The following is a 16,136-nucleotide window of genomic DNA, read 5'->3' as shown; positions in this document are numbered from 1 at the left end:
TGGAAAGTGCGCTCACTTCGGCTGATTCTCAACGGCAAGAAAGCGGGCGATCCCCGCCTTCGTCCCGCCGTCGAGAACCTCCGTCGGGAGGGAGTCGGCATCGAGGTCGAGGTGACCTGGGAGGCCGGCGATGCGGCGCGCCACGCGGCCAGGGCCTTGCGGGAGCGGGTCGACGTGATCGTCGCCGGCGGCGGCGACGGCACGGTGAACGAGATCGTCAACGGCATCATGGCGGAGACCGACTCCCCCGAGGCGGCCATGGCGGTGCTCCCCCTCGGCTCGGCCAACGACTTCGCGCGCGGTTGCGGCATCGGCGTCAACAATCCGCTGGCCGCGCTTCGCCTGGCGGCCAGGGGCAAGGTGACGCCCATAGACGTGGGCCGGATCGACGATTCCTGTTTCCTGAACGCCCTGGTCGCCGGCTTCGGCGCGAATGTCACCTTCCAGACCTCGGAACGCCTGAAGACGGCGTTCAAGGGCGCCGCCTACGGATTGACCGGCTTTCTCATGGCCCTGAAAGGCGAGGTTCTCTACCGATCGGACGCACGTTCGGACGACGGCCGCGAATGGAAGGACGACGTCATGATCATGGCGGCCGCCTGCAACGGCGTGCAGGCCGGCGGGGTGCGGCTGGCCCCGAGGGCAAAGTTGAACGACGGCCTGCTGGACGTGGTGACCCTGAAGGACTTCCCCTTGCAAAGACTGTCCACGGTCATCCAGGACATAGAACTGATCCAGGAGGGGAAGGAAAAGCTGCAGTACATCGAATATGACCGACACAAGTGGCTGGAAGTCGAGTCCGAGCACGAGATTCCCCTGAGCCCCGACGGCGAAAGACTGCACCGGCAGAGCTTCCGGGTCGAGGTCCTGGAACGGCGTCTGCCCTTCGTCCTGCCGGCGGGGGCGCCGCTGGTCGCGGCGTGACGGGGCGACGGCCGAGCTGCGTCCTTGGCGGTCATCTGTGAAGAAGGCGTCATCTTGGCGCGCCTCGGTATTGGCATAAGGTCGGATAGCCCCTTGGGAGGTGTGGCATGAGAAGGCCTGCGATGGCGGCCGCGGCCGCTCTGGCGACCCTGGTTGCCCTGTCTCACGGTTCCGCCCTGCCGCAGACGCAGTTCTCGCCCGCCGAATTGCAGGAGATGCTGCCGCCGTCGCCCGCCTGGGACGGCGAGAGCGCGACCTTCGCGCTCGGCCCCGGCGATCCATGGGCGACGCCGGCCGAGGCCAGCGGCTTCGCCGAGACCGCGACCTACGCGCAGGTGACGGCTTACGCCCGCCGGCTCGCCGAGGCGAGCGACGCGGTCGAGCTCACCTCGATCGCGACCCTGGCGAACGGCGAGCAGGTCTGGATGCTGATCGTCTCCAGCGCCGCGGACAAGTCGCCGGCCGGGCTCGAGGCCAGCGGCAAGCCGACCGTCTTCATCGAGGCCGGCATCCACCCCGGCGAATCCATGGGCGTCAATGCCGGCCTCATGCTGGTCCGCGACCTCGCCGTCACCGGCGGCCGGCGGGCGCTGCTCGACAAGGCGAACCTCCTGTTCGTTCCGGTGCTAAACGTCCAGGGCTACCTGCGCCAGTCCGAGACCGGGCGCATCAACCAGCACGGGCCGAACACCTCGGGCCGCCGCGCCAACGGCCGCTGGCTGAACCTCAACCGCGACTTCGGCAAGCTCGACAGCCCGGAGATCCGGGCGGTCGTGAAGGTGATGACCGACTACGACCCGGCGTTCTTCATCGACGCCCATTCGACCGACGGCCAGAACTACCAGTACGACGTGACCTGGTGCGACAACGGCGACTCCGGGCTGAGTCCCGCCATCTTCGCCTGGCTGCGGCGCGAGCTGGCCGGCCCGCTGACGGCCCGTCTCGCGGGCCTCGGCCACATCCCCGGTCCCTGCATCGACGGCAACGACAAGATGGCGCCGGAGAAGGGCTACTACCCCTATTTCAGCGACGGCGCGGCCTACTCGTCGAACTACGCCGACCATCGCCAGATCCCGGCCTATCTGCTCGAGATCCACGCGCTCAAGCCCTACCGCCAGCGTGTGCTCGGCGCCTACGCCTTCTTCCTCGGGGTCATCGAGGTGGTGGCCGAGAAGGCCGAGAGCCTGCGCGCGGCGATCGCCGCGGACCGGGCCGCGCGGATCGACCCGGTGCCGGTCGCCTGGGGCTACGACGACCCGGCGCCGCGGGTCGATTTCCAGAGCTTCGCCTACGAGATCCGCCGCAGCGAGGCGCTCGGCATCGATCAGATCGTCTGGAGCGCCGACCCCGTGACCCTGGAGGTCGAGCAATCCGTCCGCTCGACCCCCGACGATCCGGTCCCGCGGCCGCGCGCCTATTACCTGCCCGCCGTCTGGTCCGAGGTGATCGAGCGGCTTACGGCCCACGGCATCGAGATGGAGGTCCTGGAGACGGAGCGCAGCCTCGAGGTCGAGCGCTATCGCATGACGGCGTTCAAGATCGACGATCCCAACCGCGAGGGCCGCGCCACGGCCTCGGCCACCCCGGTCGCCGAGCGCCACCGCGTGGTCTACCGGCCCGGCGACGTCCGGGTGCCGACCGATCAGCCGCTCGGCACCCTGGCGGTGGCGCTGCTGGAGCCGAGCGGCGAGTCGAGCTTCTTCTACTGGGGGTTCTTCAACGCCCAGATGACCAGCCACGAATACGGCGAGAACTACATCGTCACCCGCATGGCCGAGAAGATGCTCGCCGACGACCCCGAGACCGCCAAGGCCTGGGCCGCCTTCCGCGCCGAGAACCCCGAGGCGGCCAAGGACCGCGATACGGTGGTGGACTGGTTCTTCGCGCGCACCGCCTACTATGACGCCGAGGCCTTCCTGCTGCCCATCGGCATCGAGCGCTGAACGGACGGTGCGGTTCAAAGCGAGATGATTCGAAGCTGATTGGCTTCGAACCTGAATCCCACTCTCCTTCAACAGTCAGAGCGCGATTCAGATGCGAGGTCGGTACGACCTCATTTCATCGTGCTCTATCTATATGGAATTGATCAAGTTATCTGCGCTCAATCGATTCCAATTGAGCGCAGATTGATCTAGGGAAAAGAGAAGATTCCGAGGAACCCGTCCACGGTGCAGGACAGGCGCCAGAAGTCGCGGTCGGTCACCTCCGTGGTGCCCTCCTCGCCCTCGATGCGCACCGCCGTCTCCGCCGGCGGCGGTCGCGACGGGCTGCTGTCCGAATAGCGCCGGCCATGAGCGAGGCCCAGGTCGAGCACGAAGCGCTGACCCTCTAGGTCGCTCGGGAGCCGTCCGATCAGCCGCTCGACGACGTCCGAAGCCAGGACGTCGTCGCCCGCCCGGACGAAGTTCACGGCCCGGAACAGCCCGGGGATGCGCTGCATGACGGCGCCGCGCTTCAGCCCCAGGGCGTCGATGACCTTGCCGACGGTGCCGACGCCGAGGCCGCCGAGCAGCTCTAGCGCGAAGTCGAGGGTGCTGAAAAACAGCTCCGTGCGCTGCAGGCGGGAGCGGCGGACGCTGAGCTCCTCGGTCGCCGCCTCCAGCGCGGCGCGCATCTCGGCGTCGAAGCCGCCCAGCTCCCTCAGGGCCAGCTCGCCGGCCCTGGAGGACAGATCCGCGCGTTCCACCAGCGCCGCCCGTTCGGTCCGGAGCCGGCAAATCGAGTCCCGCAGCTTTGAGAACCTCTTGCGGGAGTCGCGGAGGACCCTGGGGACGTCGTCCATGGCCTTGGCTTCGGCGAGGGCGATGACGCCCAGCGGCGGCATGTTCCAATGCTCGAAGAACTCGGCACGGCCCGGCACCTTCATCGCCGCGCCGCCCAGGAGCTCCCGGAGCTGCCGGGTCTCGGCGGGCGAGTCCGACTCGGCGAACTCCAGGGCGTGGTCGACGATCCGGGTGCCGGCGAAGGGCTGCTCCAGCACCGACAGCACCGTGTCCATGCCCCAGCGCTGGTGCAGCGCGTTCATGGACACGGCATGGGCGTTGTACAGGTCAATGGACTCCGAAAGCCGGCCTTCCAGGGACTGGCGCGCCTCCTCGCTGTCGTAGGCGAGGAGGCCGCGGTCGGCCTGCAGGGCCAGCATCAAGATGGGAAAGCGCGCGATGGCCTCCTCCGAGGAGAAGGCCTCGCCCTCGAAGCCGCCCGGATTCGCCAGCGAACCGAATAGAGGGTCGCTCCTCAGGTTCACGCTGTGAAGCGTCGCCAGGAGGAGCTCGCCCACCGGGTGGGAGCTCTTGAGGTAGCCCTCTTCGTTGACGTCGATGAGGATCCCGCCCTTGTCTTCCGTTTCGCCGTTCTCGGGGTCGGGACCCGTGTCTTCCTCGGCTTCCGTGACCTCGACCTCGGGCGCGAAGGGCTTCACGAAGTCCAGGTCCGAGAGCGCCCGGGCGTTCTCGTAAGCGCCCGCGGTCACGACGAGCTCCTCGTTGAAGATGGCCGCCTGCGCCAGCTCCACCAAGTCGGCCAAGGCCGCGAGGCTGTGGCGACCGGGCGAGAAGAGCCTTTCGACCTGATTGAAGGCGATGTCCGATACGAAGGCCGACGAGCCTTCCAGTTCCGCGCTCTTGGTCATTTCACGCCCCCGACTTCCCCGAGTTTCCGATGGTCTGCAGGCGATGGACATCCTCCGCGCGAGGGACCGGACGTCGCTCGCCGGCCTCATCGCCTTTGGCCCTCCGGTTCCCAAGTCACCGCCCGTCCTGCTAGGCTTCGGAAAGCAGATGGTTTGGTCTCCGGACGGCCGCCCATGGACATTCTAATCCGGGCCCTCGCATTTTCCACGATCGGTCTCGTTCTCCTGACCGCGAACCTCTGGTTCCTGCGCGCGGTCTACCGCCAGTTCTTGGACAGCGAGTACGTCATCAGCCCCTTCAACATCGTGGACCCCAAGGGCAAGACACCCGAGGGTGCGGGCCTGGCCATGGCCCAGATGATGGCCGGGCGGCTGGTCAGCATCCAAACCCAGCTCGAGGCCGCCCGGGAGACGCCGGCCCCGGGACCTTCGGACCCTTCCGATACCGCCGATCCGTTGGGCGCGACCGCCCTCTTCATCACCCGGCCCGTCGAGATCCCGACAGACCTCTTCGAGCCCGTCGAGATCCGCGCCAGCGTCGGCGGGGTCGAGGTCGGCGGGCTGCTCTCCTATCTCCAGCGCCAGCTCGCCGTGGAGCGTGCGATCCACTTCTCCCTCCACCAGCAGGCGGACAACGCGGTGCTCACTGCCGATTTCGGCGCCTTCGCCCCGGACTACGGCGCGCTCTGGTTCGAGACCGGCAGCGATCCCGGCGAGATCGCAGCCTATGCGGCCTACGCGCTGCTCCACGCAAGGCTGTCGGAAAGCCGGCAAAGCCGTATCCGCCAGCTCGATCTCGCCGCTTTCCGAGGGCTGATCGAGACCGTGATCGCCATCGACGCCGCCAACCGCAAGGCGCTGCAGGGCTATGTCGTCGACGACCAGTTGGCCCAGCATCTGCGTTCGCTCGAGGGCCAGCTCCGTGCCGCGCCCGGCTGGCCCGAGCTGATCTACATGGTCGCCAGCACCGCGGAGGGTATCGGCAACACAGGCAAGGCCGTCTCGCATTACCGCAAGCTCGTCGCCATGCCAAAGGCTGAGCGCGAAGGCGCAAACCTGCAGATCTTCGACCTGGCCGAAGCCCGCCTCGCCGCCCTCGGCACGACGGCGGCCAGCGTGACCGCCGAGGCCGAGACCCGCTTCGTCGCGGCCGCCGCCGAATTCGCCCGGCGGATGAACCTGCCCGGCGCCGATCCCGCCATTGCCTTCGTGGCCCACGAGGTGCAGGGCGTGCAGGCGATCTGGAACCGCGAGAAGCGCCGCTACGAGGTCAATCCGCCCTTCGTCGACACCGCCGGTCTGCCGCAGTACGTCGCCCTGATGGGCCGCTTCCTCGACCGGCACATCGAGCGCTGCTTTGCCCAGGGCGCGGCGCAGCCGGACGTGCAGTTCTGGAACCAGTTCCGCTATGCCGTCGTCGACTATCTCATCCAGTCGAACGCGGAATTCTCCAAGGTCGCCTTCGTCGGCTCGACCTACCCGCTCTTCGCGGCGCTCAAGGCCATCGAGGGCATCGCCGGCGCCAAGGCGACCCAGCGCCTCGGCCTCGCCCTGCTGGACCGCTTCGACTGCGACTGGAGCTACGACCGCCTCGAGGCCGAGATGCTCGCCATCAACGCAGACCTCGCGCTGATGGACGCCGCCGCGATCCGCCAGGGCGTGGCCACGGCCGGCCTGGGCGCCGCCGACGAGGGGCGATGATGCCGGGGTATCAGTCTGCGTCGCGCCGGGTCAGGGTCGCCAGGAGCTGCCCCCGATCGTCGAAGAGCGCGAGCACCAGGTGGGTCGCGACGACCTCGCGGGTGGCATCGAGCGCCTGGAAGAAGTCGATCTCGACCTTGGATTTCGGGTCGGGACAGGCCATCCGAGTCGCGGCGATGGGGCCGAAGCGCAAGGACCCGGCGTCCTCGCTGTAGCCGCCGTTGAAGTTGTTGCAGCCGCCGAGCCCCGAGGCCGTGCCGTCGGCCTTGAAGGCGATCCAGGCCTCGGCCTGCGCCGGCGCGCCGGCGAAATCGCGCAGCAGCCATTCGGACCCGGCGAGACCGGCGAGCGCGTCGCCGCCGCGAAAGCCGTCCTTCTCTCCGCCTTCGGCGAGATGCCACCCGGCGGCCCAGCCGATCTTGCGGTCGTAGCCGACCTTGCACCAGCGGGTCTTGCGTGCCGCCGCGCGCTCGGCGGCGTCGGCGGCCTCGTACTCGGCCAGGCTGAGCCCGCCGATGCAGCCGAAGTTGGCGATCCCGTCGGCATCTGCGGGAAGGCTCCCGATCACGGCGCCGCCGGTATCGGGGCTGGCCCGCAGGTTCAGCGCGCTCGTCGCCGAGACCTCGACGACCCGGTAGCGGTCCGGCCCGTCGGCGGTCGCGAGAGCACCGCCCGCTGCCAGGCACAGCAGCGCCGAGAGACAGGCGGCGGGCAGACGGGCCGAGCGGCGCAGCGAGAGGTCCATCATCGTCGCTCCGAAGTGAGGTGATCCGGGCTCACTTGATCTTGTAGAGCCCCATCGGCTGGCCGTCGACCCGCGGGAAATCGTCATCCAGATGCAGCCAGTCGAGCTCCCGCTCGGCGAAGACATGCTCTACGTTCCCGTCGATCTCGATGAGCGACGGGTCGTCGAAGGCCCCCAGCATCAGACAATCCTTCTCCGGCGCGTCCGCCTGCCGGAAGGCCAGGCTGCCGCCGCAGGTCGGACAGAAGGTGCGCGACACGCCCGCCGAGCTTTCGTAGCTGCGGGTTTCGCCGGTCCAGCGAAGGTCTTCGGCGCGGTACATCAATCCGGTCACGAAGGCCGCGCCGGTCTGCTTGCGGCATTGAACGCAATGACAATGCCTGATCCATTGCGGCTGCGTGTCGGTCTCGAACCGCACCGCGCCGCAGAGGCATCCACCCTTTAGCTTCATTTCGCCACCTGTAGCCGGACCGCAAGAGAGACGTCCGAGCCCCGCCTAGCCTAGCGGCTCACTTCATCCTAGACAGGCGAGAAATCCTCCGGCGTCCCGTTCTCGACGAAGCTTCGAGCACAAGCGACGGGTCCTTGGCAGGCCTCGTCGCTCTCTCCCCAGCTTTGGCTGGCACGACCCGCATTTCGAAGAGATGCCGAGGCCCGAGACCGCAACACCCGTCTGATCGGGACGGGCCCTAGCCGAGGGAGGCGATGATCTCCCGGTAGGCCGCCTCGGGAAAGGCCTTCAAGGTCCGGGTCCGGATGTTCCCGAGGCGCGCGACCTGCAAGGTGAAGCGCGCCGCCACGGCGTCGTCCGGCGCCTCGTAGACGGCGATCAGGTCGTAGTCGCCCATGGTCATGAAGACCGACTTGAACTCGCCGCCCATGTCCCGAAGCGCCGTCTTGGCGACGTCGAGACGGCGGGGCGAGTCCTTGATGGCGCGAACGCCCTGCTCGGTCCAGTTGGCCAGCATGATGTAGATGGTCACGGCAGACCTCCTTCCGGATGGCCGAGCGTGCCGCCGGTGCCATCAGACGAAACCGCGACGCCGGGTCCCCGAGGGCCGGTCACCGACCGGCGCTCGACGGGACCGGCCATCGGGCCGGAGAGCCTGCACGGGACGATAGCCGGTGCAGGCGCCGCAACAGGCTCGCGCGCGGCACGGTCGGTCCATCATCCAACGAACGTCGATGTTGGAGAGTGTATCAGATCTCGGCCCCTGCTGCCGCCGCTGCGCCGGACTAGATCAAACTGCGCTCAATTGGACTCAATTGAGCGCAGATAATTCGATCTATTCCATATAGATAGAGCAGCTCATCTGCGTTCGAATGAACGCAGGCTGCTCTAGGGCGGTCGCCGCGCTCAGTAGTCGTCGTACTCGGGGCTCCAGTTCCGCAGCTGGAGCTCGCCGGCGTTGCAGGGCGGGCGCGGCCGGTCCTGGGCGGGCCGCAGGAGGCGGGCCGGCGGCGACCGGCCGGCGATCTCCAGCAGCATCTTGCGCAGGATGGCGCGGCCGAAGTCGCCGAAGCCCTCCGCCACCACGACGAAGGCGTTCTGCCCGCCGATGACGCAGTCCTCGTAGTAGAGGTCCAGGTTGGGCAGCGGCGGATAGCCGTAGCGGCCGGGCCGGCCGTTGATGATGGCCAGGCCGTTGATGACGATGTCCTCGGCCAGGGCCCGGTCGCGCGCCACGACCACGTGGTCGCCCCGGTTGTTGGGACCGTCGCCGGAGATGTCGATCACGCGCCGCCGGCCGCGAAAGCCGTTGTCCGCGAAGCTCAGGGCCGCGAAGTCGATCGCGGTGCTGATCGAGGTCCAGAGCTCGGTCGTAACGGGCCGGCGCTCCAGCGTCTCGGCGAAGGCGGCGGCGCTGCGCGCGTCGGAGATCTCGCGCCAGTCGACCACGATGTTCTGGAAGTGGTTCCCGGCCCACTCCACGTAGGTGACCGCGATGCGCCCGAGCCGGCCGTGCTCGATCGCCTCGACGACGGAGGGGTGCCGCAGGGCCTGGACATAGCCCTGGCGCTGCAGGACGGCCTCCTCGATGTCGATGCTGCCGGAGACGTCGACCGCCAGCACTAGCTCCAGGTCGACCGGGCGCTCGACCGCCGCGCCGCTTGCCGGCAGCCAGAGACCGGCGCAGAGGGCGATGGCGGCGTGGATGAGAAACTGCAAACGCCGCCCTCTGCCTGGCTCGGAGGACGGAGGCATGGCTGGACCGAAGTGCCGCCGTGAGACCCGACGCCGCATTCCTCGACCTCCTCCGTTGGCGGCAAAAAGCGCGTAGGGAGATGATAGGTCAGCGGCGGAAGTTCGGTAAAGCGCGTGCCGGTGGCAGCCACCGGCCTCGGCCAGGCTCGGCGGCTCTCACGTGCTTTGCGGAGGGTCGGGCTTGCACCCAAAGGTGGACAACGGCGCGGCATCGCCGGTCCGGCCTTCAGACCGCACTTTAGGCCGCTCGCGACCGAACTCGAAGTCGCGGCCGGCGTCGGCGCCGAAGAAGGCGCGCGGGTCGTCCAGCATCGACCGCGCTTGCGCCTGGACCGAGGCGTCAAGGGCCGCGACGGCCTGGTCGGTGATCAGCCCCATCTATCCTTATCTGGCGCCGCCTTCTTGAGCCGATCAGCTTTCGGCAGTTTCGCCTCAATCAGAGCGTTTATGTCAAGGATCCCCGTTTTCTCCCTTGGCTGTTCGCCATTGACCTTGTTTGCCGTCGACTTGAGCAGCCAACGAAATGCTTCGACGCGCTGCCAGGGTTCATCATAGGCTTGGCCGATATCGGTATCCCGCGCCCGAAGCCACATTGCGGCAGCGGCGGCGACGTGAACGGTTGCGTAGGAGGTGCCTGCCCCAGAGCCGAACTTGCCGCTACCCATGCTTGAGCTCAGGAACGACGATCCAGGATCGTCGCCTTCAGTACGCAGAATCTTGGCCATTTCGATATCGTCGTCTTTTTGCGCATCGGCGCGAAGAACATCCTTGGCCGGGGCCCAGACGTCAATCTGTTTGGTCCTTTCATATCGGAACCAAATTCGGCGCTGTCTTGTCACGCCACCGACCGCAATCGTTCGTTCGAATTTTCCAGGGTAGGTGATTCGGTCGATGATCTGTCCGCCCGCTGCCACCATAATAATGCCGGCTTCATAAGCTCTGTCGACGGCCTTTCCCATGCCGCCCTTGGCCCAAGGCGGAAAGGTGGGGGTGCCGAGGCTCATGCTCACCACTTGATGCTTTTTCGTTCTGGCATCGTTAATGGCCGCTGCGACACGCTCCCGCTGTGACTCCGGAGTGAGAACAACGCTGTTGATGATTCGGTAGGAGGCAATCGGTAGTCTCGGCGCTACACCGACCTCGCTGCCCACGGTCGGTTCCGTTGCGACGCCGCAGAGAACGCTGCATGTCCGCGTGCCGTGGCCGGGATTCCCTTCATAATCTAGCGGGTCGACCGAAGGCTGGTCGGCTTCAAGGAGATTTAGGCCGTCGAACACCCAATTGTCGCCACCTTCCCAGTCGCCGAACACCTCGTGCCTTGTGTAGCCGGAATCCAGATGAGCGGCAGATATCTTTCCCCAGTCGATACGCTCCGGGGATGTGCCCAATCTCGGTAGATGGCGGCGCGCACGGCGAGCGCCGACCATGACCAGATTCCAATCCTGACGCTGTGTCATGGCAAATCCGATCTCTCGGTGAAAAACCAAATCAAAAAGTCGACAAGGTGTTGCTCTGCAAAAATTGCCGCGGAGGACCTTTGCGCCTCACAAGAAGCTCCACGGCAGACAGGAATGATGGCCGGCAACTGCGGGGCCGTCAAACTTACTCTCTCCATTCTTTTCCACTGTCGACTCGGCAATGATTTGCGGCGACCAAGGCAGCCTGACAGGTTCAAGCGCGGCGAACTCTGATGCAGCATAGCACGTGGTTGGTTTGATCTCCGGGCGGAAGCTCTCTGTAGACGGAAATTTTCATCTGCGTTCAAAGGAAAGCGCGCTGCTTTAAAGCCTGAATCAAATTAGGCGCAAAGCACCGATTTGATTCGAGATAGCCAGGACGCGCTGGAGCGCATAGTTACACATCCACGGCGCGTTGGATTTGGTTGAGCGCGGACTTCAGGCCCTTAAGTTGGGCCGGATTCACCCGATTGGGCAGGACCATGGCGTTGTCCCGTCCAATCGAGACCCGCTCTCACCGCGGCCGAACGGGATCGTCCGCCTAAGCCGCCGCGAACTGGCCGAACTCGAAGCCGCGGCCGGGGGCGGCGATGGTTTCCCGAACCCTGGACGGGGGTGATCGCTGGCGCCTCAAGGGAATCCGAAACCTCACCACCCTGCGAAACGCCCCTACGGCGTTTGCCGCGCGCTGGACACCGATGTTAGAAATGAGTCTGATCCTTCGAGCCTGCGCGATGCGTCTGAAGACCTACCCTGCCGCACAACAAGGTGCTCTCGCGCTCGGCGAGCGCCTGCATGATTTGGTGTTCACCCTCCCCGAGGGCCGGGTTATCTCGCTGTATCACAGCCATTTGTTCGGCTGGCCGGTGGTCCTGCATCTCGCGGCCACGCCGGATGCGGCGGCGGCCGGCTGTGCCAGACTGAGCGCTTTGTCCGATGCCCTGCTCGGCTTGGAGGCTCGAATCTACGCCGTGACTGGCGGGCCGGACCACGAGAACGCTGCCTTGGGCCAGCGGCTGGGACTGTCGTTTCCGGTGGTCTGCGATGCCGAGGGTGCATTGACCCGGGCCCTCAGCCTGGGCCAGGGATCGGCCATCTCGCAGGGGCCCTGCACCCTGGTCTTCGATCCGTTGTTGCGACTCGAAGCCGTGTTCGCCGAACCAGACGTGGCGCGTCAATGCGACCGGGCGCTGACTTGGCTGCAAGCACGCAAGGAGGTGCTGCGGCCGGCCGTGTTGACAGCCCAGCCGCCTGTGTTGGTCTTGCCTCGCGTCCTGACCCAGGCGCATTGTCGGACGCTGATCCGCCTATGGGAAACCGGCGATCGGATTGAGGGAACGGTCGCTTCGGAGGCATCCGGGGGGAACATTGTCAAGCGCTCCAAGGTGCGTAGCGACGTCATGATTCCCGAAGACTCGATGGAATGCCGCGACCTGCTCGAGGCGCTCAGCCATCAGCTTCTGCCGGAAGTGCTCAAGGGCTTCGGATTTCGCGTCACTCGAGTCGAGACGCCGCGCGTCGGTTGTTATGATGCGGCCCAAGGCGGCTATTTCGCCGCGCACCGCGACAACACGAACAGGCTCACCGAACACCGGCGCTTCGCCATGACGATCAACCTCAACACCAACGAGTACGAGGGCGGCTATTTGCGCTTTCCGGAGTTCGGGCCGCAACTCTACGCTCCCGACGTGGGTGGCGCCGTCGTGTTTTGTTGCTCGCTTCTGCACTTGGCCACGCCGGTCACCAAGGGGCGGCGCTTTGTCCTGGTCGCCTTCTTCCACGGCGAGGAAGAAGAGGAACTGCGCCAACGCATCAACTCGGACCTCGGGACAGCGGAAGGCTGATCCATCGAAGCGAGACCCCTGCGCCCTAAGCGCGAAAATCAATTCAAGTCTGTCAGGCGGCCAACGACAGCGCTCCTTGGTGTTAGGCCGCCGCGAAGCGAACCGCCCGAACTCGAAGTCGCGGCCGGGGGCGGCGACGCGTAGGTCACGGGTGATCAAGAGGCCAACCAGGTCGAAGCGGGCACGAACGTCGTCCAGTAGCGCGAGCACCGGACCGAGACGTCGAGGGCCGAGACCGCCTCGTCGGCGATCTGCACCTCGGGCTCCATGGCGAGCGCTCGGGCGATGCAGATCCGCTGGCGCCGGCGCCAGGAAAAAGTTGAGGGAACTGACAGCAACATCAGGAGATGAACATGCTGTATCATGAACGCTGGTTTGTTTCAGGGCGCCGTCGTCTCGTTTTGGCTACACAGCGGACATGCGCGACGGAGCGATCGCACTTCCGGGCGTGACCCTTTGCGGAAATGACGCGTGCGCGCAGGGCGCCACGACAGGGTCGCTACTTCTAAGTGATTGATGCACGAGGAATTGCGATCGTGAGCAACAACGCGTAGCCTTTTGGCCTGCATCGTCCAAAGGGGATGAGCCCAGTTGCGGTGGCAAGCAGCGTTTGAACGCTCACTTCGTCCTCGGCTGAAAAGAAACAAATCTCAAAGGCGGCTGGCCATCCCGGGTCAAGAGGGACCCGGGGCCATTTGCCTCTCCGGACTTTGGTCGAAGGGTCGGTCTGGATCTGGTCGATCGTGCTCGGTCACAACGCTCGATCATTTGCAGGGAGGTTCACCATGAAAAGACGACATTTTTGCCAGTCCGCCTTTGCGACGGGCATGGTGGTGGGCCTTCCCTTCAGGTCTATCTTGGCGGGGACCCGGCCTTCAGCCGACCTTCCAGCGGCTACCCTTTCCGGCGAGGAGACCGTGCTCGAGAAAGCGGCGATCAAGGAATTCGCCGAAGCCTTGAAAGGTGAACTGCTGGTCAAGGGCGGCCCGGGCTACGACGATGTACGGAAAGTCTGGAACGGCAGGCACGACCGCCACCCGGCGCTGATTGTCCGTTGCGCGGACACTCATGACGTCAGCAAGGCTGTCGACTTTGCGCGCGAGCGAAGCTTGCTGTCGGCGGTTCGGGGCGGCGGCCACAGCTTCTTTGGCAGATCAGCCTGCGAAGACGGACTGATGATAGACCTGTCAGGCATCAACGGTGTCGAAGTGGACCCGCAAAGGCGTCGTGCCCGTGTGGGCGGCGGCGCCCTGCTTCATGACTTGGACGGGGCGAGCCAAGCGCACGGGCTGGCCACGACGACTGGCGTGGTCTCCCACATCGGCGTTGGCGGCCTGACCTTGAGTGGCGGCTTCGGCCGGCTAAATCGCAAGTTTGGCATGACCATCGACAACCTGCTCTCCGCCGACATGGTGACAGCAGACGGAAAGATTCGACGGGTGAGCGCGGAGGAAAATGCTGACCTGTTCTGGGGTATTCGCGGCGGTGGCGGCAACTTCGGAGTCGTAACCGCTTTCGAGTTCGCGCTGCATCCCGCAGGCCCGGAGTTGCTCGCCGGCAGCGTCATCTGGCCGATCTCTCAGGCACGTGACGTGCTGGAGTTCTGGGCTGAGTATGCGACGGGTTTGTCGGACGACCTCTACGCGGCGCCCTTCATGGTTTCCGGGGGCGATGACGAGAGGGGTATCGTCGGCATGGACATTCTCTATGTCGGTGATCCGGTGGCCGGCGAGGAGGAGTTGGCGCCGCTGCGCCAGTTCGGCAAACCGGCCGAGGACGCTGTTGGCATGGTCGACTACATCGCCACGCAGACGGCAATCGACGCAGCCTCCGCGCACGGAAACCGCTACGACGCCAAGTCCGGCATGGTGGCGACCTTTACACAGGACCTGGTCGACGCGTTGGTCGAGAGCTTCCGCCCGCTGCCCGGTTACGAGCTGTATTTCAACACTTGCGGCGGCGCCGTGTCCCGGGTCGCCGAGGATGCGACGGCTTGGCCGCATCGGCGCGCCGAGACCATGATCGGAATCACGGTGAGCTGGAGCGATGCCGCGGAGGACGAGGCCAGGACCGGTACGCTCGAGGACTGGTGGACGGCCTTCGAGCCTCTTACGAACGGCTTTTACAACAATCTGCGCGAGGAGTCGGAGAGCAAGACGGTTGCGAACTTCGGGCCGGCTTATCCCCGGCTGGTGCAGTTGAAGAACACCTACGACCCGGGCAATTTGTTCCGGCTGAACGCCAACATCAAGCCGACGGTCTAGCGCGACTGGGATTCAATAGCGCTGCGCCCGAGTGGCTGGCGCCGAACACGAATTCAATGCGGGCGGGGTCTGAACCGCTCTCAGACGGGCCGGCCGTCTCGGTCACCGAGTAGCATATCTGACGTTGACGGACCCGGTACGATGTCCGCCAATCAGCGAACCACAGCAGCTTCACCCCCACTTGAGCGGAACTGCCAGACAGACAGCACGATGGGCTGCTCGTGACCCAAAGCTACCAACCCGCGGCGACGCATCCGCTGCAGCGTATCATCGGCGATGTCCAAAACGGCGTTGTACAGCCTATACTCATCGTCGCGCGCTCACGTCCATATTCGGGTGCTTTGGTAGTCTTTCCGCGGCAGGAATGGGAGCAACTATGAAACTCGCATGTGGTGGTTTTGCGCTTCGACTTGGGACGATATGTCTCGCCCTGTTGTTCCTCTTTCCGCCATACGGGCACGCGCAATCCGTCATGGTGGGAGACATCCAGATCGATCCACAGGATTTCTCGCCACATCGAGATCCGCAGACAAGAGTAGCCAAGTGCCTGGCGTGCCATGGAGAACATGCGGGGGGTGACATTGATTTTGGCCCCGATGTGCAGTTCGGCACGCCCGCCCTCCGGGGCATGCGGCAGGGCTATCTCAAGCAGTCGCTCATCGACTACAAGTCCGGACGCCGGCCTCACGAGGAAATGGGCGTGATTGCGTCAATGCTGGACGAGGAAACCATCGATTTCATGGCCCGCACCTTCGCCGCGTATCCCGCCCCGCCTGTGAAAACCGCCGATGAGCTCGCCAAGCTGGCGGAGAAGGACCTCCGTTTTCGGAAGGGACAGGCCATCGCTCAAGAGGGTGTGCCCGAGAAAGAGGTTCCCGCCTGTATGAGTTGTCATGGCGCTTCGGGCGAAGGCGATGCCGAGTTGGGGCCCCGTCTGGCGGGTCAGAACAGCATCTATATTCAACAACAATTCGCGGCCTATGCGGATAAATCACGGAGAACAGATCAGGCCGAGATCATGCAGCCGGTCGCCGCCGGATTGTCTCGTGATGAAATCAAGGCGATTGCTTACTATTACCAGCAGCTCATTCATGTAAATAAACCATAGAATTGTCTGTCATTCATGGCGCAAGGTGCCGAGAGCTTCGGGGACCCGGATCCAGCCTTCGAGCTTCGGCAGGTATCAGGGTGCGCCCTTTGCCGAGCAAAGGCCCACATGCACCCTCACAGAATGACCGCTCATAGCTAGTGTGGTGGTTCCTAAGTTCGTCATATCTAGGATCGCTTTTGCCGTCCTCTGGGCAGGAAGCGTCGCGCGGCCGATGCTGGCGCATCGGCGAGCGGCGCTGACGCCCCCAGAGGAC

The 16,136-nt window shown here is 65.4% G+C and carries 13 protein-coding genes and 1 pseudogene; 6 read left to right on the top strand and 8 right to left on the bottom strand.

Annotation, left to right across the window (positions count from 1 at the left end; translation table 11 throughout):
* Positions 1-6: 6 nt before the first annotated feature.
* The gene (locus QNJ30_19120; protein ID MDJ0945584.1) at positions 7-924 is read left to right on the top strand and encodes a YegS/Rv2252/BmrU family lipid kinase; all 918 of its coding nucleotides are present in this window, start codon (positions 7-9) and stop codon (positions 922-924) included.
* A 107-nt stretch (positions 925-1,031) separates the two neighbouring features.
* Positions 1,032-2,867, top strand: a complete 1,836-nt coding sequence (locus QNJ30_19115) for a M14 family metallopeptidase (protein ID MDJ0945583.1) — start codon at positions 1,032-1,034, stop codon at positions 2,865-2,867.
* A 188-nt stretch (positions 2,868-3,055) separates the two neighbouring features.
* Here QNJ30_19115 and QNJ30_19110 read toward each other — a convergent pair whose 3' ends face one another.
* Complete coding sequence (locus QNJ30_19110) at positions 3,056-4,555, bottom strand: hypothetical protein (protein MDJ0945582.1); 1,500 nt, start codon at positions 4,553-4,555, stop codon at positions 3,056-3,058.
* Between the two features lie 174 nt (positions 4,556-4,729).
* Here QNJ30_19110 and QNJ30_19105 point away from each other — a divergent pair, with 174 nt between their 5' ends.
* Complete coding sequence (locus tag QNJ30_19105) at positions 4,730-6,256, top strand: hypothetical protein (protein ID MDJ0945581.1); 1,527 nt, start codon at positions 4,730-4,732, stop codon at positions 6,254-6,256.
* Positions 6,257-6,266: 10 nt separating this feature from the next.
* On the opposite strand, the gene QNJ30_19100 is transcribed toward QNJ30_19105, so the two are convergent.
* The 6 genes from QNJ30_19100 to QNJ30_19075 all read right to left on the bottom strand — a co-directional run bounded on the left by QNJ30_19100 (position 6,267) and on the right by QNJ30_19075 (position 10,664).
* A complete protein-coding gene (locus QNJ30_19100; GenBank protein MDJ0945580.1) occupies positions 6,267-7,004 on the bottom strand; it encodes an META domain-containing protein in 738 nt (245 codons plus the stop codon).
* A 28-nt stretch (positions 7,005-7,032) separates the two neighbouring features.
* Complete coding sequence (locus QNJ30_19095; protein MDJ0945579.1) at positions 7,033-7,452, bottom strand: GFA family protein; 420 nt, start codon at positions 7,450-7,452, stop codon at positions 7,033-7,035.
* Between the two features lie 238 nt (positions 7,453-7,690).
* Positions 7,691-7,984 carry a GYD domain-containing protein gene (locus QNJ30_19090; protein ID MDJ0945578.1) on the bottom strand — a complete coding sequence of 98 codons (294 nt, stop codon included), beginning with the start codon at positions 7,982-7,984 and terminating at the stop codon, positions 7,691-7,693.
* 374 nt (positions 7,985-8,358) lie between these two features.
* Complete coding sequence (locus QNJ30_19085; protein MDJ0945577.1) at positions 8,359-9,171, bottom strand: DUF1194 domain-containing protein; 813 nt, start codon at positions 9,169-9,171, stop codon at positions 8,359-8,361.
* A gap of 192 nt (positions 9,172-9,363) precedes the next feature.
* The gene (locus tag QNJ30_19080; protein ID MDJ0945576.1) at positions 9,364-9,585 is read right to left on the bottom strand and encodes a hypothetical protein; all 222 of its coding nucleotides are present in this window, start codon (positions 9,583-9,585) and stop codon (positions 9,364-9,366) included.
* Positions 9,576-10,664 (bottom strand): S8/S53 family peptidase, encoded by a 1,089-nt coding sequence (locus QNJ30_19075; GenBank protein MDJ0945575.1) that lies wholly within the window; start codon positions 10,662-10,664, stop codon positions 9,576-9,578. Before QNJ30_19075 ends, QNJ30_19080 begins: the two co-directional genes overlap by 10 nt.
* Positions 10,665-11,398: 734 nt before the next feature.
* On the opposite strand from QNJ30_19075, the gene QNJ30_19070 reads away from it, so the two are divergent.
* The gene (locus QNJ30_19070; protein ID MDJ0945574.1) at positions 11,399-12,508 is read left to right on the top strand and encodes a 2OG-Fe(II) oxygenase; all 1,110 of its coding nucleotides are present in this window, start codon (positions 11,399-11,401) and stop codon (positions 12,506-12,508) included.
* A gap of 135 nt (positions 12,509-12,643) precedes the next feature.
* Here QNJ30_19070 and QNJ30_19065 read toward each other — a convergent pair.
* Positions 12,644-12,825: pseudogene (locus tag QNJ30_19065) on the bottom strand (microcin ABC transporter ATP-binding protein).
* Positions 12,826-13,293: 468 nt separating this feature from the next.
* Between QNJ30_19065 and QNJ30_19060 the strand changes: the two are divergent.
* Positions 13,294-14,772 carry an FAD-binding oxidoreductase gene (locus QNJ30_19060; GenBank protein MDJ0945573.1) on the top strand — a complete coding sequence of 493 codons (1,479 nt, stop codon included), beginning with the start codon at positions 13,294-13,296 and terminating at the stop codon, positions 14,770-14,772.
* Between the two features lie 376 nt (positions 14,773-15,148).
* The gene (locus tag QNJ30_19055; GenBank protein MDJ0945572.1) at positions 15,149-15,880 is read left to right on the top strand and encodes a c-type cytochrome; all 732 of its coding nucleotides are present in this window, start codon (positions 15,149-15,151) and stop codon (positions 15,878-15,880) included.
* Positions 15,881-16,136 lie beyond the last annotated feature (256 nt).

This window comes from Kiloniellales bacterium, from assembly GCA_030066685.1.
Classification (GTDB): Bacteria; Pseudomonadota; Alphaproteobacteria; order Kiloniellales; family JAKSBE01; genus JAKSBE01.
Note: the sequence above shows the minus strand (reverse complement) of the source record. Positions and strands in the feature narration are given on the sequence as shown.

What these genes read in the sequence shown, in the direction of transcription:
- QNJ30_19115 (MDJ0945583.1), top strand. Translation starts at nt 1,032, where the DNA reads ATGAGAAGGCCTGCGATGGCGGCCGCGGCCGCTCTGGCGACCCTGGTT.
- QNJ30_19110 (MDJ0945582.1), bottom strand. Translation starts at nt 4,555, where the DNA reads ATGACCAAGAGCGCGGAACTGGAAGGCTCGTCGGCCTTCGTATCGGAC.
- QNJ30_19105 (MDJ0945581.1), top strand. Translation starts at nt 4,730, where the DNA reads ATGGACATTCTAATCCGGGCCCTCGCATTTTCCACGATCGGTCTCGTT.
- QNJ30_19100 (MDJ0945580.1), bottom strand. Translation starts at nt 7,004, where the DNA reads ATGATGGACCTCTCGCTGCGCCGCTCGGCCCGTCTGCCCGCCGCCTGT.
- QNJ30_19095 (MDJ0945579.1), bottom strand. Translation starts at nt 7,452, where the DNA reads ATGAAGCTAAAGGGTGGATGCCTCTGCGGCGCGGTGCGGTTCGAGACC.
- QNJ30_19080 (MDJ0945576.1), bottom strand. Translation starts at nt 9,585, where the DNA reads ATGGGGCTGATCACCGACCAGGCCGTCGCGGCCCTTGACGCCTCGGTC.
- QNJ30_19075 (MDJ0945575.1), bottom strand. Translation starts at nt 10,664, where the DNA reads ATGACACAGCGTCAGGATTGGAATCTGGTCATGGTCGGCGCTCGCCGT.
- QNJ30_19070 (MDJ0945574.1), top strand. Translation starts at nt 11,399, where the DNA reads ATGCGTCTGAAGACCTACCCTGCCGCACAACAAGGTGCTCTCGCGCTC.
- QNJ30_19060 (MDJ0945573.1), top strand. Translation starts at nt 13,294, where the DNA reads ATGAAAAGACGACATTTTTGCCAGTCCGCCTTTGCGACGGGCATGGTG.
- QNJ30_19055 (MDJ0945572.1), top strand. Translation starts at nt 15,149, where the DNA reads ATGAAACTCGCATGTGGTGGTTTTGCGCTTCGACTTGGGACGATATGT.